The sequence below is a fragment of the Thalassospira sp. HJ genome, assembly GCF_000948415.1.
Lineage (GTDB): Bacteria > Pseudomonadota > Alphaproteobacteria > Rhodospirillales > Thalassospiraceae > Thalassospira.
Genome location: NZ_JYII01000015.1, coordinates 111,163 through 137,716, shown reverse-complemented (window position 1 = coordinate 137,716; position 26,554 = coordinate 111,163). Strand labels below are relative to the sequence as shown.

Here is a 26,554-nt window from a genome sequence, read left to right as displayed (position 1 = left end):
AAATCATGACAACTCGTTCTCGCATTATTGGTTGCGGTTCATATCTACCTGCAAACGTTGTAACCAATGATGATCTCGCCAAGCGCGTCGATACGTCAGATGAATGGATCGTGGCACGGACGGGCATCCGCCAGCGCCATATCGCCGCTGAAGGCCAGACCACCAGCGATCTGGCCTTTGAAGCCGCCCAAAAGGCGATGGAACATGCCGGTGTCACGTCTGAAGACATCGACCTGATCATTGTTGCGACCGCGACACCCGATAATACCTTCCCGGCGACCGCGACCAAGGTTCAGAACCGCCTTGGGGTGAAGGGCTTTGCCTTTGACGTGCAGGCTGTGTGTTCCGGCTTTATCTATGCCCTGACGACGGCCGATATGTATATCCGCAATGGGCAGGCGAAAACCGCCCTTGTCATTGGGGCCGAGACGTTTTCGCGTATTCTTGATTGGGAAGATCGTCGGACTTGCGTGCTGTTTGGTGATGGTGCCGGTGCGGTTGTGGTGCAGGGTGTTGAAGGCAATGGCACCATGGAAGATGTTGGTATTCTTGCCAACCGTCTGCATTCCGATGGCAGCAAGTATGAACTGCTTTACGTTGATGGCGGCCCGTCTTCGACCCAGACGGTCGGGCATTTGCGTATGGAAGGCCAGGAAGTCTTCCGCCATGCGGTTACCAACCTTGCCGGTGTGATCCGTGAAGTTCTGGCTGATACCGGGCTTGAGCCCACCGATATTGATTGGCTTGTACCCCATCAGGCCAACCAGCGTATTCTTGATAGCACCGCGCGCAAGTTCGGAATTTCCAAGGATAAGGTTGTGGTGACGGTTGATCGTCACGCCAACACGTCTGCGGCGTCTATTCCGTTGGCGCTTGCCGAAGCTGTGCACGACGGACGCGTTCAACGCGGTGATATTGTCGTGCTTGAAGCAATGGGCGGCGGCTTTACCTGGGGTGCATCTTTGGTGCGCTGGTAAGGCCGGATTGCTTGGGCGGAATGAGACAAATTCACGTGAATTTCTTAATTTTCACAACATTCCGTCAAAAAGCAGTGTATCCTGTTGATATTGACTGATTTCGCTACCAGATATAGCCTTGTAAATTAAGTCCCGTAATTAGGAGGCGGCCTGTCATGTCGGAAACAACGATTACCCGTGCGGATCTCGCTGAAGCCGTTTACCAGGAAGTAGGTCTGTCGCGGAACGAGTCCGCCCAGCTACTTGAAACTGTTCTCGATGAAATTTCATCGGCACTGATCAAAGACGAAGTGGTGAAAATTTCCTCGTTCGGAAGTTTCTCTGTGCGTCAGAAAGGTCAGCGCATCGGACGAAACCCGAAAACGGGTGAGGAAGTACCGATCCTTCCGCGTAAGGTACTTGTTTTCCGGCCGTCACAGGTCCTGAAAGCCCGAATTAACAATTAAGAAAAAGACGCATGAAAACGAACTTGGGGGCTGCGGCGGGGAATTCCCGCCGGACAGCAAAGTCTGACTCTGCTTTTCGCACAATTAGCGAGGCTGCCAAGGAGCTTGGTCTTCAGCAGCACGTCCTGCGGTTCTGGGAATCCAAGTTTCCCCAGATCCAGCCGATGAAACGGGCAGGGGGCAGACGCTATTACCGTCCTGAAGACATTGATTTCCTGTCCCATATCCGCACCCTTCTGCATGATCAGGGGTTCACGATCAAAGGGGTACAAAAGCTTCTTGATCAGAACAAGGGTAAGCTGCCCTCAGAGATCGCCGTCACCGGGCAGGATACCGAGGCAGCTGGTTCGGATATGGCACCAAGTGCTGCTGCACCGGCTGCTGGCAGCGTTTCCGGCCCGGACAAAGCAGCGCTTAAAGCTGTTTTGGGTGAACTTGAAGAACTTCAGGCAATCCTGCGCTCAGGCCTGCAGGACGCCCAAAAAAATCCATAAAAACCATTTGCGTCTTTGGCGTGGCGCCGCTATTTATCGAGCCGCGCCAAACGGCGCAACTCTACGGTCGGAGCGTGGCGCAGCCTGGTAGCGCACCTGCATGGGGTGCAGGGGGTCGGAGGTTCGAATCCTCTCGCTCCGACCAATTATCTCTCCCTTGAAAAAATCAATCACGCGTTTCCCGTGCTGCTACTGCATCAGGCGGGCAAGCACGTCTATGTCTGTTCCGTTATCCGCCATTCTGAACAGAATGATCTCGCCTGATCGTGGAAAAATCCCGGTCAGGGCGGTGATGTTGACCTGATGGGTGACCAGCAGCAGTTTTTCATCATCTGCCACAGTGGTTAGCCGTTCCTTGATTGCAGCGCTCTGCGCAGCTTCGGTGCTGCGGTCACGGAAAAAGGAATTGAGGGCGGGTTCCTCAATCACCGGACCAAGACCGAGCATGCGCGCGGTATCAACGCAACGGCACCACTGGCTTGTCAGCACCGAGGTGACCTTGATCCCCATATCACGAATGACAGCACCCGTGTTTCGGGCCTGTTCACGGCCAGTGTCATCAAGATTGCGCTGGGTGGAACAATCGCCCAGCGTGAAGTTCGCCGGGTCACCGGTGCCGGGCGCAATGGCATGCCGCATCAGGGCATGCACCCCGTCCGATTTCCAGATTTGCCATGCATCTTCCGAAGCCATGGCGGGGGGCGACCAGCACATCAAACCCGCCAGAACCAACACAATCCGGAGCATGTTTCGGTGCAGTATCGACATGATTTTTACCCATCTGTTGCCCACAAGGGAGATGAGTCTGATACCCGAAAGCGATGGTTTCGGATCAAAACGGCGGAGATTTGACGGGATTTGACAGCAGAAAGTCGATTGCCGGGCTGTGTTAAATGCCCGCACTTGCGACGCGGCGGCCCTCATCAGTCAGTTTGCAGATCAACCAATCGGGTTTGACCGGGTTATCAAACCAGGGGGCAGCCCAGCCGTGATCAATGCAGCTTCGGACCGTTTTTTCGCTGATCTGTTTGCCATTGCCGTCAAAAAGCGGCAATTTTCCACCGGGCTGACTTAAGCCACGGCGCAGCCATTCCAGCTGCACATCGGTCGGTTTCGAATGTTTTTTCCCCGTCATCGGTACTCCCCGCACCGTTATGATATGATTGGTGATACAAACATCAGATGTTAGGGTCAGGACCTACTAATTTGGTTCGACTGGTTAAACAGATTTGTGCGGGTACGCAGAGCTAAACCGCCGGAAGATAAATATCTTTCAAGGTTTTGCGATAAAGTAGCCCGTGCAAATCCGTTTAATCCGAAGGACAGACGTTGTATTTGCAAACTCCGGCGTCAAACCACTTGGCCGGGATGCCAACCCGCCCGGCGGGCTTTTCCTTGGATTTCACAAATACAACGTCTGCCAGTCCAATCAAATTAGTAGGCCCTGACCCTATCAGTGTGACGCATATTCAACCATGGAGCAATCGCAATGACGCCAGAAGAGTTCCAACCAAGCGAGATGTCATTTCTGTATGTCACGGTGCCGGACATGGATATTGCACGCGTGATTGCCGGTGGGGCGATCCGTGAAAAACTGGCGGCGTGTGCGAATGTCTTGCCGCATATGACGGCGATTTATGAATGGGATGGCGATGTCGAGGAAGAGAGCGAAGTTGTTGTGATCCTCAAAACATCCAAAACAACTGCTGTGGAACTGGCGCAATGGATTGAGGATCACCATCCTTATGAAGTTCCCTGCATCCTTGAACTGCCTTTGGGGCGGGGCAATCATGATTATGTGTCGTGGCTGCAAACCCAGTTGGGATCAAGATCACGGCTGATGTGATTGCATCTGGCGGGCATGCCCCCTAGGATGGCGCAAATTTTAGTCCTTGGATGATACGAGTTAATGAATCAGCTTACCAAAATGGCCATGGAGATGGGGCCGTTGATCCTGTTCTTTGCGGTCAATGCCACCACCAACCTGATGACGGCGACGGCGGTTTTCGTTGTCGCGACGGTTGTTGCCCTTGCAACATCTTATGCGCTGGCGCGCACCATTCCGGTCATGCCGTTGATTGGCGGGGCATTTGTCATCGTGTTTGGCGGTTTGACGCTTTATCTCGACGATGAGCTGTTCATCAAGATCAAGCCGACGATTGTGAACCTTCTGTTTGCCAGCATTCTGTTTGGTGGTCTTGCCGCACGAAAATTGTTCCTGAAACTGGTTCTGGAAAGCGCTTTCAAGGCAACCGATGAAGGCTGGCGTATCCTGACCTGGCGCTGGGCGTTCTTCTTTGTGTTTCTGGCCGTGGTCAACGAAATCGTCTGGCGCAACTTCTCGACCGATACCTGGGTCGCCTTCAAGGTCTGGGGCATCATGCCGATCACCATGGTGTTTGGCATGGCACAGGTGCCGGTCCTGATGAAGCATCAGTTGCCCGAAGAAGAGGGCGGCGAGGCGGCGTCCTAAGTTTCAGGCGCAAGCACATCGCGTTGATATGCAAAAGGGCAGGATCGAAATCCTGCCCTTTGTTTGTTGGTGGTCGCGTGTGATCAGCTGATCGGCAGGGCGACGCTGACGGCAGCCTGTGCGGCAATGCCTTCTTCGCGGCCGGTAAAGCCAAGCCTTTCGGTCGTGGTGGCTTTGACATTGACGCGATCAACATCAATCCCAAGGATTTCCGCCACTTTTTCACGCATTTCAGGCGTGTGCGGGCCGATTTTGGGGCGCTCGCAAATCAGTGTGACGTCGACATTCACGATTCGACCGCCACGTTCGCGCACCAGATCAGCCGCGTGTTTAAGGAAGATGTCCGATGCGGCACCTTTCCACTGCATGTCGCTTGGCGGGAAATGCTGGCCAATATCGCCAGCGCCAATCGCGCCCAGAATGGCATCGGTCAGGGTGTGCAGGCCGACATCGGCGTCAGAATGACCTTCCAGACGGGCGGTATGCGGGACCTTGACGCCACACAGGATGCAATGATCGCCGGGGGCGAAGCGGTGAACATCAAATCCGGTGCCAGCCCGGTATTCTTCTTGCGACATCTGCGCTGTTTCCTTGTTTGTGCTGTCCGCCCAGCTTTGCGCGCGGCCGAAGTCATCACGATGGGTGATCTTGTCGTTGTTGGTGGTACCCGCCACGCACATCACATCAAGTCCGATGGCCTCAAGCAGGGCGGCATCATCAGTAAATTCCTGGCCTTCGAATTTCTGGTGCGCATCAAGGATGGTCTTGAAGTCAAATCCTTGCGGCGTTTGCGCCCGTTGAAGACTCTCTCGCGGAATGGTTTGCGTGATCACTCCATCCACATCGGTTTGCTTGATGGTGTCGGCAACGGGCAGGGTCGGGATGGCGCCACGATGCGTTTCAAGGGCTGCCATGACACGTTCGATCACGTCATCGGAAATGCCCGGACGGGCCGCATCATGGATCAGTACACGATCAGGCGCCTTTGCGACGAGTGCGCGCAAACCGTTCAGAACCGATTGCTGACGGGTTTCACCACCTGCCACCGGTGCCGGGAGTGATGTGGCATCATACAGGGACGTGGTTGCGGCGCAATACCAGTCCTGATGGGCCGGGTTATAGACCACCTGAATAAGGGCAGGGTCGGTATGTCGTGCAAAGCATTCGATGCAATGGGCAAGGATGCTTTTGCCGCCAAGCATGTGATATTGTTTTGGTATTGGGTCGCCAAATCTGCTACCGCTGCCGGCAGCAACGATGACAACGCCGGTTTTTTGGGTCATAAACGTAATGCCATGGCTTGTCTGAAGTGCGCCGCAGGCTATCTTTCTGTGACGGATTTGCCAAGTCGGCAAATGCAATATCGGGATCAAGCCTGATCCGGAAGACAGAAACGGGTTCCAAGATGCTCGCTGCCTATATTCATATCCTTGCACTATTGCCCCTGACCGGGCAGATCATGCGTACCGAACCGCGTCGGGATGTATGGCTTTATGCATCGATTTGTCTGGCGGCAGTTGGAACGATGTTTTTGCTTGGCGTAACCGGCGAGGAAGTCCAGTCACGCGGATTTGCCGCAGCCCTGCATTGGTCGGAACTGACCGTGATCATGATCTTTGGCGGTCTGGTCATGTGCAAGGGCCCGCATCAGGTCTGGCGACTGGCGGGCTATATTGGCGGCTATCTGCTTTTGTTTGCAGTGCTTGCCGCCATCTTCCGTGTGTTTGGCGATCATGACCCCGAAGTGGTCAATGGCCCGGCGCTCTATTCCGGTTGGCTTTGGGCCCATATTGGCAGTTCCCTGATCACCTATGCCTTGGTGACTTTGGCGGCAATTGCCGCTATGGCCTATGTCGTTCAGGAATATGCCCTTAAAAAACGCAAGCCGACCCGTTGGAGCCGCCGTCTGCCGCCCCTTCGTGACAGTGAATACATGTTGGTTGGCTTTTTGAAATGGTCGGCATGGGTGCTGGTGATCGGGATTATTTCCGGTTTCGCGCTGCGCTATGTCGAGGGCCGCAGTCTTTGGGAAATTGATCACAAGATGCTGCTGACATTGCTTGGCTTTGTCACCATTTGCATCCTGATCATTATCCATGAACGCTCCAACCTGCGCGGGCGTATGGCTGTGCGGTTCGTGCTGGGGGCTTGGCTGTTGCTGACCCTGGCATTCCCGGGGGTTCGGTTGGTGACGGGCTACATCATCGGATAGGCCTTTTGGCTTATCTGCACCTAATATGCCCAATTTTTACGATCATTTCGCCGACGCATGCATAATTGCTAGTCATTGATTGGCTTTTTGCGCCGGTTTGTGAGCCGTTCATTCATCGAGACTCTTCGAAATTTCTGCAGTTTTTCTGCGAATTAACCGTCATCGGGGCATGATATTTGCGCCAATGCGGCGAGAGTTGTTGCATGTCGTTGCCAGTTTTATTAATCTGCCCAAGTTTTAGGCAATTGGAATTCCTTCATGTCATTGCAGATCGGTTCTGTACATGTGCCAGAGAATGTTGTGCTGGCACCGATGTCAGGTGTGACTGACCTTCCGTTTCGGCAACAGGTCCGCCAGTTTGGCGGCCATCTTGTTGTGTCCGAAATGATTGCGTCGGACGCCATGACCCGCATCCAGCGGCATGAAAAGGAAGTCCGGAAAATGCATGGCGATTGCGCCGCCGAAACACCGCTTTCGGTCCAGCTTGCCGGTACCGAACCCGAAGAGATGGCCGAGGCCGCAAAGATGAACGAGGCCCGCGGGGCCATGATCATCGATATCAATATGGGGTGCCCGGCCAAAAAGGTGACCAAGGGCTATGCCGGTTCGGCGCTGATGCGCGATGAAAAGCTTGCGGCAGAAATCATCAAGGCGACGGTTGATGCGGTATCCGTTCCGGTGACGCTTAAAATGCGTCTGGGCTGGGACGATGATAACCGCAATGCCCCGGCTTTGGCGCGTATCGCCGAGGACCTTGGTATTGCGATGCTGACCATTCACGGGCGCACCCGTTGCCAGTTTTATAAGGGGGATGCAGACTGGGATGCGATTGCACTGGTCAAGGATGCTGTCTCCATCCCGGTTTTGGGCAATGGCGATGTGAACAACGAAGAAGACGCCAAGGAGCTTCTTGATCGATCCGGTGCAGATGGCGTGATGATTGGCCGGGGCGCGCAGGGGCGTCCATGGTTCCTTGCGCAAGTTTCGCATTACCTCAAGACTGGACAAAAGCTTGCCGCGCCAAGCCTTGAAACTCAGCTTCAAACCATCCTGCGCCACTATGACGCGATGATTGATCATCATGGCCGTCAGGGTGTGCGCATCGCGCGCAAGCATCTTGCGTGGTATTGCAACAGCTTGCGCAATGCGACGGAATTTCGTCGTGTTGTCAATGTGTTGGATAATCCGGCTGAAGTGAAAGCGCAAATCCGCGCGTTTTACGAACCGCTGATCGAAAACGAAATCAAACTGGATCAGGAAGCAGCCTGATCACTTCATAACAATAATATGGCGACCATCAAAAACAGTCGTCGGGGAAGAATTGCATGAGACTGGGATTTGGAAAAGGCAACGGGGTCGACCCGACGGGCGTTCTCAACGCGATTGCGAGCGCGGTCGTTGTCGCCAACCGGGATGGCAAGATCAAGTTTGTCAATCAGGCGACCGAACAGCTGTTTAACACCAGCGCAAGCGTGCTGTGCCGCAGCGATCTTACGGATTTTATCCCGTCAGACAGCCCTGTCTTTTCCCTGATCAAGCAGGCGATTGATGAAGCCACGCTGGTGGCCGACCACAATCTGCTGATCGAAAGTCCCAAGATCGGCAAGCACACGGTCAATCTGACCGTGGGGTCCATGCCTGATGAAAGTGATTGTGCCGTTCTGACCTTTGAACCGCGATCAATTGCGCAAAAGATCGATAACCAGTTGCTTAGCCGAAATTCGGCACGTTCGGTCAGTGCAATGGCGGCCATTCTGGCCCATGAAATCAAAAACCCGCTTTCGGGTATTCGCGGTGCCGCGCAGTTGCTGGAACAGACCAGCAATGAAGATGACCGTGTTCTGACTCGCCTGATCTGTGATGAGGCTGACCGGATTGTCGAGCTTGTCGACCGCATGGAAATCTTTTCCGACAAGCCGCTGGAGCGCGGTGCGGTCAACATCCACACGGTTCTTGAGCATGTCCGCCGTCTGGCGGAGAACGGGTTTGGCAAGAACCTGACATTCGAAGAGATCTACGATCCGTCCTTGCCGCCGGTGTTTGGCAATCGTGACCAGCTTGTTCAGGTATTTCTGAATCTGATCAAGAATGCCGGCGAGGCGGTTGATCCCAAGGATGGGAAAATTACCATTTCGACACGCTATCAGCATGGCATCCGCTTGGCGGTTGCTGGCGGTGACGCACGCGTTCATCTGCCGCTGGTGGTATCGGTACGTGACAATGGGCCGGGCATTCCGCCAGACATGCGTGAAAGCCTGTTTGATCCGTTTGTCACGACAAAGCCTACCGGTTCGGGGCTTGGCCTTGCGCTGGTAGCGAAAATTATCAATGACCATGGTGGTGTGATTGAAGTGAAAGATGTGCCTGGGGGAGGTGCAGAGTTTCAAATCATGCTGCCGATTTACAATCGGGCACTGGCCGAAGGGGCATCTGACCCGATCATAATCAAAAACAGGGAAGAAACCGCATGAGTACCAGCCCTGCGAGAATTCTGGTTGCCGACGATGATCGGGCCATTCGCACTGTTCTGACGCAGGCATTGTCGCGTCAGGGGCATGAAGTCCGCAGCACCGGCCATGGCCGCACGCTGTGGGATTGGATCGCCGACGGGGACGGTGATCTGGTGATTACTGACGTCATGATGCCTGACGAGAACGGGCTGGACATGGTGCCGCGCATTCGCAAGCTGCGCCCGGACCTGCGCGTGATCGTGATGAGTGCCCAGAACACCCTGATGACCGCAGTCAAAGCGGCCCAGCGTGGTGCGTTTGAATATCTTCCAAAACCATTTGATCTCAATGAGTTGATGGGGATTGTTGATCGCGCGCTTGAAACGCCGCAGGAAAGCCAGGCCGGCAAGGACGAGGATGAAGAGGGCGATGATCGCTTGCCTCTGATTGGCCGGTCACCGGCAATGCAGGAAATTTATCGTGCGCTCGCACGCCTGATGAACACCGACCTGACCGTCATGGTTACCGGTGAAAGCGGCACGGGTAAGGAACTGGTCGCGCGCGCCCTGCATGAATATGGCGGACGCCGCCATGGGCCGTTTGTTGCCATCAATATGGCGGCCATTCCGCGCGAGCTGATCGAAAGCGAGCTTTTCGGTCATGAAAAGGGCGCCTTTACCGGTGCGAACGAGCGCAAGGTCGGCCGGTTCGAGCAGGCCGAGGGCGGCACGCTGTTTTTGGATGAAATCGGCGATATGCCGCTTGAGGCCCAGACGCGGTTGCTGCGTGTTTTGCAGGAAGGCGAATATACCCGTGTTGGTGGTCGGACACCGATCCGGGTGAATGTTCGCATTGTCGCCGCAACGCACCGTGATCTGCGCAAACTGATCCGCGAAGGCACGTTCCGTGAAGATTTGTTCTATCGCCTCAATGTTGTGCCGATCCGTTTGCCGTCGCTGCGCGAACGGCTTGAAGACATTCCGGAACTGGTCAATCACTTCCTGATGCAGGCAAGTGAAGAAGGCCTGCCGCGCAAGACCCTGTCGAACGAGGCGATGGCGCGTTTGAAGGCGCATCGCTGGCCGGGCAACATCCGCGAACTTGAAAACATGGTGCGTCGCCTGACAGCGCTTTATTCGCATGACGTGATCGGTGTTGATGTCATCGAGACCGAGTTTTCCGAAAACAATGTCAGCGAAGCCGCACCGAGTGCCGAGCCGCAGTCGCTTTCTGAATCCATCGAACGTCATGTGCGCGAATATTTCGATGCGCATGATGATGATCTGCCGGCGAACGGTCTTTATGACCGGATTCTGCGCGAAATGGAGCGACCGCTTTTGAACGTGACGCTTGAAGCGACCCGGGGTAATCAGGTCAAGGCGGCAGAAGTTCTGGGCCTTAACCGCAATACGTTGCGCAAGAAGATCCGTGATCTTGGACTGGAAGTCGTCAGGGGCACGAAATGAATAATACCGACCGTTCGATCTCCAACCGGTTCTTGCGGTCGGGCTTTGTACGGTTTCTGGGGCGGCTGGGCCAGTCACGCAGGTTTGCGTTCGGGCTGGTTACAGCGGCCCTTGTTTCGGTAACCGCGACCTATCTTGCCATGACCGGGACGGCGCCATTTCGGCCTGATCCGCGTCTGATCCTGCTGCTTTTGAACATTGATCTGGTGCTGGTGTTGCTTCTGGCCACGCTGGTTGCGCGCAAGCTTGTCCAGATCTGGGTTGAACGTCGGCGCGGGGTGGCAGGTGCAAAGCTCCATACCCGAATGGTTCTGATGTTCTCGCTGGTGGCGGTGACGCCAGCGATCGTGGTTGCCATTTTCTCGGCACTGTTCCTGCATTTCGGTATTCAGGGCTGGTTTAGTGACCGCATTCGAACTGCGGTTGAAGAAAGTATGGTGATCGCCGATGCCTATCTGCGCGAACACCAGGAGCTGATCCGAGCGGATGCCTTGGCCACGACCAATGATTTGCAGCGTTTCGGGGTGAATTTCTCGACCAGTCCGGACCGTATTTCGAACTTTCTGACTGATCAGGCGCTCGCACGCGGTTTGCCGGAAGTCATGATGATTGATGGTTCAGGTCAGATCATCGCGCAATCCGAATACAGCTTTTCCTACGACACCAATCAGGCATCGGTTCCGGCAGAAGTCTTTGACGAAGCGCGTCAGAAAGACGTCGTTTTGATGATCGGATCGAGTGACAACCGCATCCGTGCGATTGCCAAGATCCCGAGCTTTATTGATGCATTCCTGCTGGTCGGGCGGTTTGTCGACCCGAACGTGCTGGATCGTATCGACAAGGCGCGTCGGGCGGTTGATGCCTATGAAAGCCTTGAGGGCGAACGTTCGGGGATTGTGATCACGTTTGTCATGATCTTTGTGCTGATTTCGGTGGTGCTACTGCTGGCTGCCGTGACGCTGGGCCTTATGGTCGCAACGCGCTTGGTGCAGCCGGTTTCAGAGCTGATTACCGGGGCTGAGCGTGTGCGCGACGGGGATTTATCGTTCCGTGTGCCGCTTGACGGGCAGGGCGATGAGCTTGAAGCCCTTGGTCGGGCGTTTAACCGCATGACGGCACAGCTTGAAACCCAGCGCAATGAACTGGTCGCAGCCAACCGACTGAATGACGAGCGACGTCGCTTTACCGAGGCGATCCTGGGCGGTGTGACCGCAGGCGTGATTGGCCTTGATCCGGAACGCAAGATTGATCTGCCCAACCGAAGTGCGTCGGACCTTCTGGGGGTTGATCTGGAAGATTATCTGTCACAGGAACTGACAGAAGTTATCCCGGAATTCCTGCCGCTGTTTGAGGACTTTGGTCGCGATGGCGACCGCAGCAAACCGCGCCAGATCGAAATCCGCCGCGATGGTGTCAACCTGACCCTGATGGCTCGGGTGACAGCCGAGTGGGCCGATGACGGCACGGTGTTTGGCTATGTCGTGACGTTTGATGATGTGACCGAACTGCAGACCGCACAGCGTATGGCAGCTTGGGCGGACGTTGCGCGGCGTATCGCGCACGAAATTAAAAACCCGCTAACCCCGATCCAGCTTTCGGCAGAGCGCCTTAAGCGTCGCTATCTCAAGCAGATCACCGATGATCAGGAAGTCTTTACGACCTGTACCGATACGATCATCCGGCAGGTTTCCGATATCGGGCGGATGGTTGACGAGTTTTCCAGCTTTGCTCGGATGCCATCGCCGACCATGCGGCTTGAGAACCTTGGTGAGCTGGTGAAAAGTGCCATGTTCCTGCAAAAGCAGGCGCATAGCAACATCACCTATGATTTTGATCGCAGTGGTATCGAAGATTTGCAGATTTCCTGCGATGCGCATCAGGTCAATCAATGCCTGACCAACACGCTTAAAAACGCGGCGGAAGCCATCGAGGGACGTGAAAAACCCGAAGAGGGCGAACTGCCAAAAGGCAAGATCGAAATCTCGGTGGCAGAGTCGCCGGATAATCAGCGCGTTTTCGTTGCTGTTTCGGATAACGGCAAGGGCCTGCCAGCAGAGCATCGTGAACGCCTGACCGAGCCCTATGTCACGACCCGATCTAAGGGAACCGGGCTTGGTTTGGCCATCGTAAAGAAAATCATGGAAGACCATGGCGGAGAGCTTATACTCTCTGACGGCGTTGAAAGCGGAGCGACGATTACGCTATCCTTCCCAAAGGTTGTTGAGGTCGAAAACGAGGACCTCAACCCGGACGCAGACTCCTCAGGCAATTGATTTAATTGTCAAAATCGCAACAAGAAAAAGATTGATTTGGTCACGACATGGCGCACGACATTCTTATTGTCGACGATGAAGAAGATATCCGGGCACTGATTTCCGGCATCCTCGAGGACGAGGGCTATACAACCCGTCAGGCGGGATCAAGTCAGGGCGCGCTGTCCGAAGTCGCTGCCCGCCGACCGAGCCTTGTGGTGCTTGATATCTGGATGGATGAAAGCGATCACGACGGGATCGAGACGCTTAAACTGATCAAACGCGAGCATAACGAAGTGCCGGTGGTGATGATTTCCGGTCATGGCAATATCGAAACCGCACTCGAAGCATCGCGGATCGGCGCATACGATTTCATCGAAAAGCCGTTTAACACCGACCGTCTTTTGATGGTGGTCGAGCGCGCCATTGATGATGCGCGCCTGCGCCGCGAAAACCGCGAGCTTACGCTTCGTGCGGGTGGGGACACCGAACTGATTGGTAAATCATCGGTTGTGAACAACTTACGCCAGTCGGCCGAACGTGTCGCGCGGACCGGCAGCCGCATTCTGATCCATGGCCCGGCAGGGTCGGGCAAGGAAGTTGTTGCGCGACTTATTCACCAGAAATCAGCAAGGGCCGAAGCGCCGTTTGTGGTTCTAAACTGTGCGAATATTTCGCCTGACACTATGGAAGAGTCGCTTTTTGGTGCGGTCGCAACCGCGGACCGCGAAGCACGCACCGGCGTGCTTGAACTGGCCCATGGCGGGACCTTGTTGCTCGATGAAGTGGCCGACATGCCCCTTGAAACCCAGGGCAAAATTGTCCGGGTGTTGCAGGACCAGACCTTTGAACGCGTTGGTGGATCGGTGCCGGTCAATGTGGATGTGCGTGTGATCGCAACGACGGCGCGTGATCTGGAACAGCGGATCGAAGAACAGAAATTCAGACAGGACCTGTATTACCGTCTGAATGTTGTGCCGCTTGAAGTGCCATCACTGCAGCAACGCCGTGACGATATTCCGGTTTTGGCGGAGATGTTCCTTGATCGGTATGCCGATGCGACGGGTCTTCCGAAAAGAAAGCTCTCGCCCGAGGCGATGGCGACGCTGCATGCCTATGACTGGCCGGGCAATGTTCGCCAGTTGCGGAATGTGATCGAAAGATTGATGATCATGGCGCCGGATGATGAAGACAAGGTGGATCTGATCAGCGGTAAAATGCTGCCGTCAGAGCTGTTTTCTGATGTGCCGACGTCGCTAAGTTTTGACAAGACCAGTGAAATCATGGCATTGCCGCTCCGCGAAGCGCGTGAGATGTTTGAAAAAGAATATCTCCAGACACAGATCGACCGTTTTGGCGGAAATATCTCCAAAACGGCCAGCTTTGTCGGCATGGAACGGTCAGCATTGCATCGCAAGCTGAAAAGCCTTGGTGTGAACGGGCAATAAGCCCAGGATCACCACGGACTGTTGTGAACGGGAGAACTCAACATGAAGGTCATCATTTGCGGCGCCGGGCAGGTGGGCTTCCACATTGCTAAATATCTGGCTGCGGAAAACAATGATGTAACCGTGATCGACCAGTCCGAAGAACTGGTGCGCAAGATTTCCGACACCCTTGAAGTCAAGGGCATCATCGGGTTTGGCTCGCACCCGGACGTGCTGCAGCAGGCCGGTGCCGAAGAAGCCGACATGCTGATCGCGGTGACCTTTGCCGATGAAGTCAACATGACGGCCTGTCAGGTGGCGCATTCGCTGTTTAACGTGCCGACCAAAATCGCGCGTATCCGCAGCCAGACCTATCTTCAGCCGGAATGGGCCAGCCTGTTTGGCCGGGAGAAGCTTCCGATCGATGTGGTGATTTCGCCGGAAATGGAAGTGGCCCGTGCGGTTGCGCGCCGTCTGCAGGCGCCTGGCGCGTTTGACATGATCCCGTTTGCCGATGACAAGGTCAAAATCCTTGGTATCCGTTGTAGCGACGATTGCCCGGTGATCAACACGCCGCTTCGTCAGCTCCATCAGCTTTTCCCGGATCTTAATATCTCGATCCTTGGCATGATCCGTGGCGACAAGGCGGTCTATCCCAAGGGTGATGACCAGATGTTGGCTGGCGACCTTGTTTACCTTGCCGTTTCGAGCGATCAGGTCGACCGTGCCATGTCAGCATTCGGCCACGAAGACCCGGAAGCACGCCGTATCGTGATCTTTGGCGGCGGTAATATCGCGTTGTTCCTGGCCGAGGAAATCAATCAGAACTTCCCGGGGGTTACCACACGACTGGTAGAATCTGATCCGGAGCGCGCACGCTTTGTTGCCCAGAAACTGCCGAAGAAAAGCGTTGTTCTGCGCGGTGACGTTCTTGATCCGGAACTGCTCGAAGAGGCCAATGTCGGCAATGCCGAGGCGGTTGTTGCACTGACCAACGATGATGAAACCAACATTCTGGCGTCACTTCTGGCCAAACGTTATGGCTGCCCGCGTGCGCTGACGCTGATTAACAAAAGTACCTATAACTCGCTCGTGTCCGAGCTTGGCGTTGATGTGGTCATCAGTCCGCGTATGACGACGGTGTCGACCATCCTGCATCATGTGCGCCGTGGTCGTATCCGGGCGGTTCACAGCCTGTCGGAAGGCTTTGGCGAGGTGCTTGAGGCGGAGGCGCTTGAAACGGCCCCGATCGTTGGCAAGGCGATCAAGGACATCGCGATGCCAGCCAGTGTGGTGTTTGGCGCCATTCTGCGCGATGGCGAAGTCGTGATGCCGCGTGCTGCAACCGTGATCGAGGCCAATGACCGGATCGTGGTATTTGCTGGGTCCGAACAGATCAAGAAGGTCGAGAAGATGTTCGCTGTCCGCCTGGAATATTTCTGATCGGGCAGGCGGTTACCTTAATCCCCATACAAAATAACACCCAGCCAGCCACCGGAATTTCAAATGTCTGACCAATTGCCCCAACCGCCCAAAGCCGTCATTTTTGACTGGGATAACACCCTTGTTGATAGCTGGGGGACCATTCAGGCCGCCCTTAACATGACGTTTGAAGATTTCGGGCGGGAGAAATGGTCGCTGGACGAAACCAAGCAGCGCGTTGCGCGCTCGTTGCGCGACAGTTTCCCGGTCCTGTTTGGGGAAGATCGCTGGGAAGAGGCCAAAGACAGCTTTTATGCCCATTTCCAGTCGATCCATCTTGAAACCCTGACACCACTGGCCGGGGCGCATGATCTTTTATGTGCGCTGCGTGATAACGGCACCTATATCGGGGTGGTCAGTAACAAGAATGGAAACTTCCTGCGCAAGGAAGCCGACCACCTTGAATGGACCCCGTTTTTTGGCAAGATCATTGGTGCGACCGATGCCGCCAAGGACAAACCGGCACCCGATCCGGTGCATATGGCGATGGGCGACTCTTCGGCGTCGCAATATGAGAATCTGTGGTTTGTTGGCGATAGCGTGGTCGATATTCAGTGCGCGCGCAATGTCGGGGCGACTGCAATCCTGATCGGCGACGAAATTACCGGTCACGGCGACACGCAGAATTCTGCGACTCTTAGCCCTGATTGGCATTTCGCCGATTGCGAGGCGCTTGTAAGGGTTGTAAAAGGCTTCTCGAACGTCTTATAGTTCATGAAGGTCATTAAAAATGGGGCAGGAATCGTGACTGACCTGAAAAGTCGACGGTTCCACATTTTCCTTGGCCGCCCGAAACCAAAAAAACGCTCATAAAAGAAGGCTAGGTCTAACCAATGGCGGAAAAATCACAAAATGTTCAGGACGTCTTTCTGAACTATTGCCGTAAAAACAAAACGCCGGTTACCGTGTTTCTGGTCAACGGAGTCAAATTGCAGGGGATTATCACCTGGTTTGACAATTTCTCTGTTTTGCTGCGGCGCGATGCTCATACCCAGCTCGTGTACAAACACGCGATCTCGACGGTAATGCCGACGACCCCGATCAAGCTGTTTGATCCGAGCCAGCCTGCGACGGAAGAAGAAAATAGCTGACGAGTCTCTGACTTCGGGGGGCGGCGATACGCCAGATGCTCCCCGGGTCCTGGTTTTCCACCCGGAACTAAAACGCGCAGACCAGACAGGTGCTTGGCGCGACGCTTCGTCACGTCTGGAAGAAGCGGTCAGTTTGACGGGTGCGCTTGAATTTGAAGTGGTGGGCGCGGAAATCGTGCCCATCGCAAAGTTGCGTCCGGCCACATTGTTTGGCAAGGGGGTAACGGAACGGCTTGGTTTGCAAATCAAGGCCGACGAAGCCGACATTGTCATGATCAATGGCCAGCTTACCCCGATCCAGCAACGTAACCTGGAACGGGAATGGAAATGCAAGGTCATTGACCGTACCGGCCTAATCCTTGAAATCTTTGCCGATCGCGCGCGAACCCGTGAGGGACGCCTGCAGGTGCAGCTCGCATTGCTGAGCTATCAGAGATCCCGCCTTGTGCGCACCTGGACGCACCTTGAACGTCAGCGTGGTGGCCGTGGCTTCCTTGCCGGTCCGGGTGAAAGACAGATCGAGATTGACCGCCGTCTTATCGGTGACAAGCTTGCCAAGCTCCGTCGGGAGCTTGAGGAAGTCAAACGTACGCGTGAACTTCATCGCGAAGCGCGCCGTCGGGTGCCTTACCCGATTGTCGCCCTTGTCGGTTACACAAACGCCGGTAAATCAACGCTGTTTAACCAGCTGACCGTGTCCGAGGTGTTTGCCGAGGATATGCTGTTTGCGACGCTGGACCCGACCATGCGTGGGTTGATCCTGCCAAGTGGTCGCAAGGTGATCCTGTCTGATACTGTGGGCTTTGTTTCTGATCTGCCGCACGATCTTGTCGCGGCCTTCCGCGCGACGCTTGAGGAAGTGCTGGAAGCGGATCTGATTGTTCATGTCCGTGACGCGTCTTCGCCAGAAACCGAAGAACAGAAGCTTGATGTGCTTGAGGTTCTCAAGGAACTCGGGCTTCAGAAGGCGATTGATGGCGAAGAACTGGTCGAGGCGCTTAACAAGATTGATCAGCTTGAAGGCGAAGAACTGCAGGCGGTGTCGGAATATGCCGCGCGCCATGACAACACCATCGCGATTTCGGCCATCAAAGGCACGAATTGCGAGGCGTTGCTGCGCCTGGTCGAAGACCGCCTGACTGAAGATATGCCGGTGTTTGAGCTGTGCGTGCCTTATGCGGACGGTAAATCACTCGCCCGACTTTATGAGCAGGGTGAAGTGCTGAAACGCAACGAAGGTGCAGACGGCATTTCGGTTCAGGTGCGTGTCGATACGACCCGCGTTGGCCGGTTCGAGGATTGGTGTGCCAAGGCCGGGCTTGATATTCATCTGGTGTGATAGGGAGAAAGCGCGTGGCGATTAAAGTCGATATGGACAAGGTGACTGAAATCATCCGGGAAGTGTCGGCGCAAGAGATCGCCCCGCGTTTCGGCCAGCTTGATGATGCCGATATCGACACCAAGACCCATGCCATGGATCTTGTTACCATCGCTGATACCGAGGCCGAACGGGTTCTGACCCGTCGTCTGACCGACCTTCTGCCCGGAAGCCGTGCGCTGGGTGAAGAGGCCGCGCACGAAGACCCGAGCCTCCAAGATCGCGTGTTCGCCGCCGATGACCCGTTCTGGATCATTGATCCGGTCGATGGCACGAAGAACTTCGCCCATCACAGACAGCCATTTCGCTGCATGGTCGGGCTTTATGCTGGCGGTGAAACCGTTGCCGCTTGGATTGTCGATCCGATTGAAGGGGCGGCAACTGTTGCGGAACTTGGGTCTGGCACGCGCTATCAGGATCAGGCGGTTTCGGTGCGATCCAACATCACCAAGGCATCAGATGCCAAAGGCTTTTTGATTTCATATGCCCGCGATCGCATCCGCAAGCATTACGGCCATCTCGATTTCTTTGCCGATGTGGCGCATTACTCATGCTGCGGGGCGGAGTACGAGGAAATGGCGCGTGGTGCGTTTGATTTCTGTGCCTATCGCACGCTGAAACCCTGGGACCATGCGCCGGGGACGTTGCTGGTCCGCGAAGCGGGCGGTTATGCGCGCTATATCACCGCGGACAAGGACAACGAATATAACGCCAATACCACGGCAGCAGGCCTTTTGTGTGCGAGTTCCGAGGAACTCTGGGCCGAGATCAATGAAATCCTGATGCCGCTATTTCCTAATTGATTTTGGCGGAAAGCCAGAAATTCTCGGAGCTCAAAAATCTTGTGATTTTGTATCACATCAAACACAAACCAGCCGGAGCTCTGGGTAAATATCGGGAGTGCACATATGAGTGTTTATGACAGTCTATTTAATCAGATGATCAAGCAATCTGTGCGTATAGCAAAGTCGAAGAATATCAAAATCTATACCTTCGCTTTTTACTATTCTCATGAAGATAGTGCGATATCAGTTTGTATCGATGATTTTCAGAACTCGCAAAAAACGCTCCTTAAGACCAAAAAATGGTCAGCCGATCAATTCTTAAGATGTTATAGGGCCGGTGATATTGAGGCTGCAGGTTTGTTTGGGAGAGGGGCGGTTGCTGGAAGAAGCCTATCTCTTGGTGACTTTGTCCTTTGGAATTTGGCCTGGAACCCGATTGCCAAACCAAAGAATTATAAAAATTTCGCACTAGCTATTATCAGAGCTGTTGAACGCAATTTCGACGAAATAGCATCTGAGGCGGTACAGGGTGAAAATCTGGTTTTTTGCTGCTCTGGGAAAGACGACGAGGTGCAGTACATTTGGCCTGCGTTGTCGTTTTCGCGAGATAAATGAGACCCTGATGCCGCTGTTTACCTGAGCGTGATCACAGCTGACCCCGTTCGGTCTTTTTTGCCAGGTTCCAGAGACTATCCATTTCAGCGAGGTCTGAGTCCGCAGCCGTTCGGCCGTCTCGGGCCAGTTCATCTTCGATGAAATGGAACCGCTTGGTGAATTTATGGTTCGCACCGCGCAGCGCCACTTCTGGATCAACACCGATCTTGCGGGCCAGATTGGCCATGACAAACAGCATATCGCCCAATTCATCCTGCAAACGTGCCGGATCGGGGTTTTCGGTCATTTCGGCTTTAAGCTCGTCAATTTCCTCGTGAAGCTTGTCAAAGACCTCATCGGTGCTGGGCCAGTCAAAGCCAACGCGGGCGGCCCGTTTGGTTAGTTTTTCAGCGCGCATCAATGCGGGCAGGGCGCTTGCCACGCCATCAAGGGCGCTGTGGCGTTCGTGGCCTTTGTCCTCGGCCTTGCGGGCGCGTTCGGCAGCCTTGATCTTTTCCCAGGTCTGATTGACGCCATCGGTCGTGGTGGCATCGCCATCGCCAAACACGTGCGGATGGCGACTGATCATTTTTGAAACGATGCTGTTGGCGACGTCTTCGAATTCGAAATGGCCGGCTTCCTTGGCCATCTGGGCATGAAACACGACCTGAAGAAGAAGATCGCCCAGCTCGTTACAGAGCTCGGGCATGTCGTTATCGGCAATGGCGTCGGCGACTTCGTAGGCTTCTTCGATGGTGTAAGGGGCAATGGTCGAGAAATCCTGTTCCAGATCCCACGGGCAACCGCCATCGGGGTTGCGCAGCTTTGCCATGACGTCGAGAAGTTCGTTGATGGCTTTGCTGTTATGCGTGGTCATGGTGAATGTCCCGTCTGCTTTGTTGGTTTTGCCCTGTTTGCTTCTTTAAGTCCTATCGCGCTGCACCACAACTGACAAGCAGATGATGCAGGCAAAACAAAACCCGCAAGGCCGGAATGGCGCTTGCGGGTTTTGCTGTGATGTTAGGATGCCCAATGGCTGTGGTTGGCTTATGCGGCCTTGAGCTTTTCCTGTGTGGTAGCGCTGTCATCGTTGGTTTTCTTCGATGATGCGCCACTCTCTTTTTTACCTTCGACGAGGCCGCGATGCAGGGCAACGATTGCCTTGTTGAAGTCACCTTCGGCAACAACAAACTGCAGATCAACGCGGCGGCTCGGATAGTGGGATGCCACCAGTTCAACACCGGCATCATCAAGGATCGATACCGCACGGGCAAACAGACCCGGCTGTTCGATATTGGCACCGATGACCGACACAATCGCGACCTTGCGGGTCTGAACGGTTGCCTCGGGCTGGTTTGCCTCGATCTCGTCAACGCAGCGGCGGATCTGCTTGAGCGGTGCCGCAACATAATGCGTGATCGTATTGGCATTCAGGTTCTTGGTGACGGTCGGAACCTTGTAACGTTTCAGAACGTTCAGGAGCGCTTCCTCGCCACCTGGAACACCAACCATGTCCTGATTGAAGACTTCAATCTCGAACGCGGTCGGAACGCCGGTCACGATTTCAACACGGCTGTTTTCCGGTTCCCAATGATCGTCAATCACCGTACCCGGATGTTCCGGTTCAAAGGTGTTGGCAATCCGAAGCGGAATGTCGTTCTGACGAAGACCCTTGGCTGCGCGCGGGTGGATGGCTTCCATCCCCATGTTAGACAGCTGATCAGCAACGTCATAGCTGGTGCGGCCAATCGGACGTACGGCATCTTCACCAACGATGCGCGGATCGGCACTCGAGAGGTGGAATTCCTTGTGAATGATCGCTTCGCGCGCCTGGGTCAGGCAGGCAATACGCGAGAAGGTCACTTCACTGTAGCCACGACCATAGATGCTCATCAAACCTTCGCTGCACTGGGCGTAACCCGTTGCAATCGCAAGCTGGCTTGAAAGGTCGATGTCTTCAAAGACCTTGTTGATGCGACCATCAAGGGTGGATGCCTCTGGCTCGCGCCAGCCCGAAAGGTCGGCGAATACGGCATTCACGCCCTTGGCGCGCAGCAGCAGCATGGTGTTATGCGCACTGTGGGCTTCACCAATGGCCGAAAGCATTTCGCGCACGGTCAGAAGGTGCTTTTCGAGCTTGAAATGACCGAAGCTGCACAGGCGATGAAGGTCCATCAGGCAACTGCGCGTGCCTTCGATGCGTTCCTGCACAAAGGCATTGGCCAGTTTCAGTTCCGGTGCGTCGCCAAAGATTTCTTCGTTAATCGCGCACATTTTTTCGGAAACTTTGGTCAGGGCATCGCCCCAAGCCCAATCGGTTTCCGAACCGGCGTAAAGCTGATAGACGCCTGCTTCGCCGGTCTTTTTGTTTTCAAGCAGAAGGTCGGTAAAGCCGCCATATGCCGAAACGACAAAGACACGGTTATAAAGTTCGTCTTCTTTGCGATTGCCGACCAGAATGTTGTCCATGACCGCATCAACCTGGGTCATCGACGTACCACCGATCTTGTGAACGCTATGCCCAGCGTCCTTATTTTTCTGGGCTGAAAGCATGTTGCCTCCTTTAGGGGCGTTTCCTTTAAAAAATATGCTCAGTGTTCGGGGCGGTCATTGACTGGCCGCCCCGACCGAAATGTTTAGCTGGCGAGAGCTTCGCCATCGAGCGGGTAGACGCCGTTTTCGTCATGGACTTCGCGACCATTAAGCGGCGGGTTGAAGGCACAAGCCACAACCATGTCCTCGGTGCCGCCACGCAGATAGTGACGGTCATGTTTGTCGAGGATGTAAACCGTGCCCGGCTCGATCTTGTATTTCTTGCCATCGGCGATGGTTTCAACTTCGCCGTTGCCCGAAATGCAGTACACCGTTTCAAAATGGTTGGCGTAGCAGATCTCGGTTTCGGTGCCGGCATAAATGGTGGTGATGTGGAACGAGAAGCCCATACCATCTTCGGCAAGCGACAGACGGGTGCTTTCCCAATTATCCGAAACCACGCGGCGACCGGATGCTTCACATTCTTTCAAAGTACGAACAATCATTTTTAACTCTTTGATCTAATTAAGTTGTGGGGCAGGGCGGCACACATGGCGCCGCCCCAACTTTTGTTACTCTGCGGCTGCTTTGGCCGGGGAGACTTCCTTGCCCATGGCTTTGGCGGTTGCCAGTTCAAGGATCTCCAGACCATGTGCAAGATCCTGCTTGGAGATGATCAGCGGGACAAGACATTTGACCACTTCATCTTCCGGGCCACTGGTTTCGATCACAAGGTTATGCTTGAAGCATTCCTTGGTGACCTTGGATGCCAGTTCGCCACTTTCAAAGCAGATACCCTGCATCAGGCCGCGGCCTTTGCGATAGAGTTTGCCATCGCCATAACGATCAACGATCTCCGTCAGGCGCGTTTCAAGGAACGCAGCCTTGTCGCGAACATCGGCGGCAAACTTGTCATCGGACCAGAAGTGCTCAAGGGCCGCTGCGGCAGTGACAAAGGCGTGGTTGTTACCACGGAAGGTGCCGTTATGTTCACCCGGATGCCAGACATCAAGTTCCGGCTTCATCAGCAGAACAGCAAGCGGAAGACCGTAAGCCGAAAGCGATTTCGACAGAGTGATCATGTCAGGCTTGATGCCTGCGGGCTCGAAGCTGAAGAACGTACCGGTACGACCACAACCTGCCTGAATGTCATCAACAATCAGAAGGATGTCGTGCTTGCGGCAGACCTTCTCGAGGTTCTTGAGCCAGCCGAAATCAGCTGCATTCAGGCCACCTTCACCCTGAAGGGTTTCAACGATGACCGCGGCCGGCAGGGCAATACCACTGGAGTTGTCCGAAAGGACACGGTCCAGATATTCGGTGGTATCGGCACCATCTCCCATGTAACCGTCAAACGGGACGGCAACAGCGTTATCAAGCGATACGCCAGCAGCGCCACGGTGGTGTTCGTTGCCGGTGATGGCAAGCGAACCCAGGGTGCAACCATGGAAACCGTTGGTGAATGAAATCACGGTTTCACGGCCTTTGACGCGGCGGGCCAGCTTAAGAGCGGCTTCGACGGCGTTGGTGCCGGTCGGGCCGGTAAACTGAACCTTGTATTCCATGTCGCGCGGCTTGAAGATTTTGCTTTCAAGCGCTTCAAGGAAGGCTGCCTTGGCCTTGGTGTGCATGTCCAGGCCGTGGGTCACGCCGTTTGATTTGATGTAATCAATCAGCTTTTTCTGCAGGACAGGATGGTTGTGGCCATAGTTCAGGCTGCCGGCACCGGCAAGGAAATCAAGATAACGGTTGCCGTTATCATCAGTCAGCCAGGCGCCTTCTGCCTTTTCAAAGGTTACGGGGAAGGAGCGTGCATAGCTCTGAACTTCCGATTCAAGGCGATCAAATACAGTCATGGTTCCCTCTTTCATATTGGGAAAAATCAAGTCCACCTGTCATGCCAAACGTGCCGGCCTGCCGGATGTTCCAAAAATGGCCGTGCCATTTCGCGCATGAAAGGTGGGAAAAGTTGGTCAGCCGGCTTAGGCGGCGACGCGTTCGACGTCTTCGCGCTCGAACGGACCGATCTGCCACAGAATTTCGCTGGCAGCGGCGCCTTCAAAGTGCGTTTCGCGTTCGAACTGGACCTTGCGTTTGACGTCAGCACCCAGTTCGCGTGCAACAGAACGGAAGACACCCTGCGACGGTGCGTTCGTCGAGGTGATCGTCGTGTTCAGCTGCGAGACGTCATGGCAGGACGGACGATCCAGAATATCAAGGATCAGGCGCTTCGCCAGACGCAGGCCACGGGCCTTCGGCGAAACGGCAACCTGCCAGATGAAAAGCTGTTCAGGTTTATCAGGAACGATGTAACCCGAAACGAAGCCGACAGCTTCGTCATTCAGTTCGGCAATCGCGCATGTGTCCGCGAAGTGCGAGCACTGCAGCAGATTGCAATACATCGAGTTTTCATCCAGCGGCTTGCAGTCGGCGATAAGGTTGTTTACCGCAGCGCCGTCTGTGGCCTTGGGTTTTCGGATAATCAGGTTGGCTTTCTGGCCGGTATTGCCGTTTGTGTTGGCAATTTTCATCGGTCTGCCTGCTCTGTTATTTCGATACACGATCATTTATGTCGCGAGAGATGTATAGAACAACGATGGAAATGGATCAACCCTTTCTATGTGACTTTCCTGTGAAATAAGGTAATGTATTGAAAATAAACAAGACAATGATAGATCGTCCTTCGATGAGGATAGTATTCTTTCGATGAAATATTGTTTCCTCAATGAAGCGAATATCGATGGAATAAATAATCGGAATTCGATATAAAAGTGTCTTAAAGCGTTGCGCAGCCCGAGGTCTGCGGCTAAAACAGCGTTTGCTACAGGAAACAGAAGATGCCCGGAAAATAACAATGGATAAATTGCATGAAGCGTTGATCTCGATCCGCCGTATTTTGCGCGCGAGTGATATCCACGCCAAAAAGCTTGGCAAGATTACCGGACTGAAAACGTCCCAGCTTCTTGTTTTGCAGTCACTGGAGGAATTCGGCGAGATGACGGTTGGCCAGATCGCGGCCAAAGTCAATCTGGCCCAGGCTTCAACCACCGCCCTTGTCGACAAGTTGCAGGCTATGGAGCTTGTCACGCGTGAGCGTGGGGACAGTGACAAACGCAAAGTCTTTGTGCGATTGACTGATCAGGGCAGGGCTATTCTGGATCGTGCGCCGATGGCGCTTCATGACCGTTTCTCCGAGAATTTCAACGGTCTCGAGGAATGGGAGCAGACATTTTTGATTGCAGCCCTTCAGCGTGTTTCGGGCATGATGGATGCCAGTGACATCGATGTTGCCCCGGTTCTTGATCACGATGTGATTGTCGAACGGGTGATAGATCGCCGCTGAAGTCAGCGCTTTTGAAGTTTCGGCCAAAGCACTGCAATTAAAAAGAAATCCGAAGGCGAAACATCGTCACGACGGCCGAGTGTTGATGAAATATCCGGTCCGTTTGGCATGCGCATGTTTCCACACAGTGTGTTTTTAGGTTGACCAAATCAACCATGAGTGCATTCATTCAAAAAAACATATATGTGGAGGATGCAATGTCTGGAAACGATTTTTGGTCGCGTCGCGATGTTCTGAAATCTTCGCTGGCGCTGGCAGGCATGGGGGCGGCCGGGATGTTTCCCGGAGCTGCATGGGCGCTTGGATCCCTGAAACTTGGGGCGTCTGACATCACGGTAATCTCGGATGGTAATCTGATGTTACCGCTATCATTTGCCTTTCCCGACGTGGCCCAGGATGAACTTGTTGCCTTTCTGAAAGCTGCGGGCCAATCGACCGATGCGTTGTTGCCTGATTGCAATATCACAGTGTTGCGCCATGGCGACCGGGTGGTGATGTTTGATGTCGGTGCGGGCCCCAATTTCATGCCAACAGCAGGCAAGCTGATGGACAATATTGATGCGGCTGGCGTCAGCCCGGATGAAATCACCGATATTGTGTTTACCCACGCCCATCCCGATCATCTGTGGGGGCTTATCGATGATTTCGATGAGCTGATCTTTGCTGATGCGCGCTATCACATGAACCGGGTCGAGTGGGAATACTGGCAGGCTGAGGATACGCTTGAGAAAACGCCAGAAGCGCGCAAAAGCTTTGTTGTCGGGGCGCGCAACCGTATGGCGTTCCTCGAAGACCGTATCGAGTTGTTCGAATATGGTGCCGAAGTGGTATCAGGCGTCGAGGCCGTCGATACCGCCGGTCATACACCCGGGCACACGTCCTTCATGATCCATGACGGATCAAACAGTGCGCTAGTTGTCGGGGATGCCATTACCAATGTGGCGGTATCGCTGGCGCATCCCGAATGGCCAAGCGGGTCGGATCAGGATGCCGAGAAAGGCATCGCCACACGCAAGATGCTGCTCGATCGCCTGGCAACAGATGGATCGCGGATTATTGGTTTCCATATGCCACATCCCGGATTGGGCATGGTCGAGCGGGATGGTTCAGCGTACCGGTTCGTCGCGGCCGGATGATGGATTGGCTTTCGGG

Annotated in this window: 27 protein-coding genes and 1 tRNA gene; 20 read left to right on the top strand and 8 right to left on the bottom strand. The window is 54.5% G+C overall.

The genetic code is table 11. The annotated features are described in order from the left end of the window. Positions 1 to 5: 5 nt before the first annotated feature. From UF64_RS13695 to UF64_RS13680, 4 genes are all read left to right on the top strand, one after another. Entirely contained in the window at positions 6 to 977 is a 972-nt protein-coding gene (locus UF64_RS13695) for a beta-ketoacyl-ACP synthase III (RefSeq protein WP_044829167.1), read from the top strand. Positions 978 to 1,132: 155 nt separating this feature from the next. Then, entirely contained in the window at positions 1,133 to 1,423 is a 291-nt protein-coding gene (locus UF64_RS13690; RefSeq protein ID WP_044829166.1) for an integration host factor subunit alpha, read from the top strand. Between the two features lie 11 nt (positions 1,424 to 1,434). Then, entirely contained in the window at positions 1,435 to 1,917 is a 483-nt protein-coding gene (locus UF64_RS13685) for a MerR family transcriptional regulator (protein WP_044829165.1), read from the top strand. A 68-nt stretch (positions 1,918 to 1,985) separates the two neighbouring features. Next, a tRNA-Pro gene (locus UF64_RS13680) sits at positions 1,986 to 2,062 on the top strand. A gap of 44 nt (positions 2,063 to 2,106) precedes the next feature. On the opposite strand, the gene UF64_RS13675 is transcribed toward UF64_RS13680, so the two are convergent. Then, the gene (locus tag UF64_RS13675) at positions 2,107 to 2,685 is read right to left on the bottom strand and encodes a histidine phosphatase family protein (RefSeq protein ID WP_044829164.1); all 579 of its coding nucleotides are present in this window, start codon (positions 2,683 to 2,685) and stop codon (positions 2,107 to 2,109) included. 121 nt (positions 2,686 to 2,806) lie between these two features. Then, positions 2,807 to 3,052, bottom strand: a complete 246-nt coding sequence (locus UF64_RS13670) for a hypothetical protein (RefSeq protein ID WP_044829163.1) — start codon at positions 3,050 to 3,052, stop codon at positions 2,807 to 2,809. 354 nt (positions 3,053 to 3,406) lie between these two features. Between UF64_RS13670 and cutA the strand changes: the two genes are divergently transcribed. After that, positions 3,407 to 3,763 (top strand): divalent-cation tolerance protein CutA, encoded by a 357-nt coding sequence (gene cutA, locus UF64_RS13665; protein WP_052657645.1) that lies wholly within the window; start codon positions 3,407 to 3,409, stop codon positions 3,761 to 3,763. A 63-nt stretch (positions 3,764 to 3,826) separates the two neighbouring features. Then, positions 3,827 to 4,390 (top strand): septation protein A, encoded by a 564-nt coding sequence (locus UF64_RS13660; protein ID WP_044829161.1) that lies wholly within the window; start codon positions 3,827 to 3,829, stop codon positions 4,388 to 4,390. Between the two features lie 83 nt (positions 4,391 to 4,473). Here UF64_RS13660 and UF64_RS13655 read toward each other — a convergent pair whose 3' ends face one another. Next, positions 4,474 to 5,673 (bottom strand): bifunctional 2-C-methyl-D-erythritol 4-phosphate cytidylyltransferase/2-C-methyl-D-erythritol 2,4-cyclodiphosphate synthase, encoded by a 1,200-nt coding sequence (locus UF64_RS13655; RefSeq protein ID WP_044829160.1) that lies wholly within the window; start codon positions 5,671 to 5,673, stop codon positions 4,474 to 4,476. A gap of 122 nt (positions 5,674 to 5,795) precedes the next feature. On the opposite strand from UF64_RS13655, the gene ccsA reads away from it, so the two are divergent. From ccsA to UF64_RS13595, 12 genes are all read left to right on the top strand, one after another. Then, a complete protein-coding gene (gene ccsA / locus UF64_RS13650; RefSeq protein WP_044829159.1) occupies positions 5,796 to 6,602 on the top strand; it encodes a cytochrome c biogenesis protein CcsA in 807 nt (268 codons plus the stop codon). Between the two features lie 258 nt (positions 6,603 to 6,860). After that, positions 6,861 to 7,871, top strand: a complete 1,011-nt coding sequence (dusB, locus tag UF64_RS13645) for a tRNA dihydrouridine synthase DusB (protein ID WP_044829158.1) — start codon at positions 6,861 to 6,863, stop codon at positions 7,869 to 7,871. Between the two features lie 56 nt (positions 7,872 to 7,927). Continuing rightward, on the top strand, positions 7,928 to 9,073 hold the full coding sequence (locus UF64_RS13640; RefSeq protein WP_044829157.1) for a nitrogen regulation protein NR(II): 1,146 nt from the start codon (positions 7,928 to 7,930) through the stop codon (positions 9,071 to 9,073). Beyond that, a complete protein-coding gene (ntrC, locus tag UF64_RS13635; RefSeq protein ID WP_044829156.1) occupies positions 9,070 to 10,518 on the top strand; it encodes a nitrogen regulation protein NR(I) in 1,449 nt (482 codons plus the stop codon). Before UF64_RS13640 ends, ntrC begins: the two co-directional genes overlap by 4 nt. Next, complete coding sequence (locus tag UF64_RS13630; RefSeq protein WP_044829155.1) at positions 10,515 to 12,791, top strand: PAS domain-containing sensor histidine kinase; 2,277 nt, start codon at positions 10,515 to 10,517, stop codon at positions 12,789 to 12,791. Before ntrC ends, UF64_RS13630 begins: the two co-directional genes overlap by 4 nt. Before the next feature lie 47 nt (positions 12,792 to 12,838). After that, complete coding sequence (locus UF64_RS13625; RefSeq protein WP_044829154.1) at positions 12,839 to 14,218, top strand: sigma-54 dependent transcriptional regulator; 1,380 nt, start codon at positions 12,839 to 12,841, stop codon at positions 14,216 to 14,218. Positions 14,219 to 14,260: 42 nt separating this feature from the next. Beyond that, positions 14,261 to 15,640 (top strand): Trk system potassium transporter TrkA, encoded by a 1,380-nt coding sequence (gene trkA / locus UF64_RS13620; protein WP_044829153.1) that lies wholly within the window; start codon positions 14,261 to 14,263, stop codon positions 15,638 to 15,640. Between the two features lie 63 nt (positions 15,641 to 15,703). Then, positions 15,704 to 16,390, top strand: coding sequence for an HAD family hydrolase (locus tag UF64_RS13615; RefSeq protein WP_044829152.1), 687 nt, complete (start codon positions 15,704 to 15,706; stop codon positions 16,388 to 16,390). A gap of 122 nt (positions 16,391 to 16,512) precedes the next feature. Continuing rightward, positions 16,513 to 16,770, top strand: a complete 258-nt coding sequence (gene hfq / locus UF64_RS13610; protein ID WP_008891082.1) for an RNA chaperone Hfq — start codon at positions 16,513 to 16,515, stop codon at positions 16,768 to 16,770. 7 nt (positions 16,771 to 16,777) lie between these two features. Further along, on the top strand, positions 16,778 to 18,109 hold the full coding sequence (gene hflX, locus UF64_RS13605) for a GTPase HflX (RefSeq protein ID WP_044829213.1): 1,332 nt from the start codon (positions 16,778 to 16,780) through the stop codon (positions 18,107 to 18,109). A 14-nt stretch (positions 18,110 to 18,123) separates the two neighbouring features. Next, on the top strand, positions 18,124 to 18,951 hold the full coding sequence (locus UF64_RS13600) for an inositol monophosphatase family protein (protein WP_082049771.1): 828 nt from the start codon (positions 18,124 to 18,126) through the stop codon (positions 18,949 to 18,951). A gap of 105 nt (positions 18,952 to 19,056) precedes the next feature. Then, a complete protein-coding gene (locus UF64_RS13595) occupies positions 19,057 to 19,548 on the top strand; it encodes a hypothetical protein (RefSeq protein ID WP_044829151.1) in 492 nt (163 codons plus the stop codon). Between the two features lie 31 nt (positions 19,549 to 19,579). Here UF64_RS13595 and mazG read toward each other — a convergent pair whose 3' ends face one another. The 5 genes from mazG to ectA all read right to left on the bottom strand — a co-directional run bounded on the left by mazG (position 19,580) and on the right by ectA (position 24,590). Next, the gene (gene mazG, locus UF64_RS13590; RefSeq protein WP_044829150.1) at positions 19,580 to 20,404 is read right to left on the bottom strand and encodes a nucleoside triphosphate pyrophosphohydrolase; all 825 of its coding nucleotides are present in this window, start codon (positions 20,402 to 20,404) and stop codon (positions 19,580 to 19,582) included. Between the two features lie 170 nt (positions 20,405 to 20,574). After that, positions 20,575 to 22,080: an aspartate kinase gene (locus UF64_RS13585; protein WP_044829149.1), complete on the bottom strand. Its 1,506-nt coding sequence runs from the start codon at positions 22,078 to 22,080 to the stop codon at positions 20,575 to 20,577. An 83-nt stretch (positions 22,081 to 22,163) separates the two neighbouring features. Next, on the bottom strand, positions 22,164 to 22,565 hold the full coding sequence (locus tag UF64_RS13580; protein WP_008891076.1) for an ectoine synthase: 402 nt from the start codon (positions 22,563 to 22,565) through the stop codon (positions 22,164 to 22,166). Between the two features lie 66 nt (positions 22,566 to 22,631). Further along, a complete protein-coding gene (ectB, locus tag UF64_RS13575) occupies positions 22,632 to 23,915 on the bottom strand; it encodes a diaminobutyrate--2-oxoglutarate transaminase (RefSeq protein ID WP_044829211.1) in 1,284 nt (427 codons plus the stop codon). A 126-nt stretch (positions 23,916 to 24,041) separates the two neighbouring features. Beyond that, entirely contained in the window at positions 24,042 to 24,590 is a 549-nt protein-coding gene (gene ectA, locus UF64_RS13570; protein ID WP_044829148.1) for a diaminobutyrate acetyltransferase, read from the bottom strand. Positions 24,591 to 24,913: 323 nt separating this feature from the next. Here ectA and UF64_RS13565 point away from each other — a divergent pair, with 323 nt between their 5' ends. Further along, a complete protein-coding gene (locus tag UF64_RS13565) occupies positions 24,914 to 25,402 on the top strand; it encodes a MarR family winged helix-turn-helix transcriptional regulator (protein WP_044829147.1) in 489 nt (162 codons plus the stop codon). 197 nt (positions 25,403 to 25,599) lie between these two features. Beyond that, positions 25,600 to 26,538, top strand: a complete 939-nt coding sequence (locus UF64_RS13560) for an MBL fold metallo-hydrolase (RefSeq protein WP_044829210.1) — start codon at positions 25,600 to 25,602, stop codon at positions 26,536 to 26,538. Positions 26,539 to 26,554: the final 16 nt, after the last annotated feature.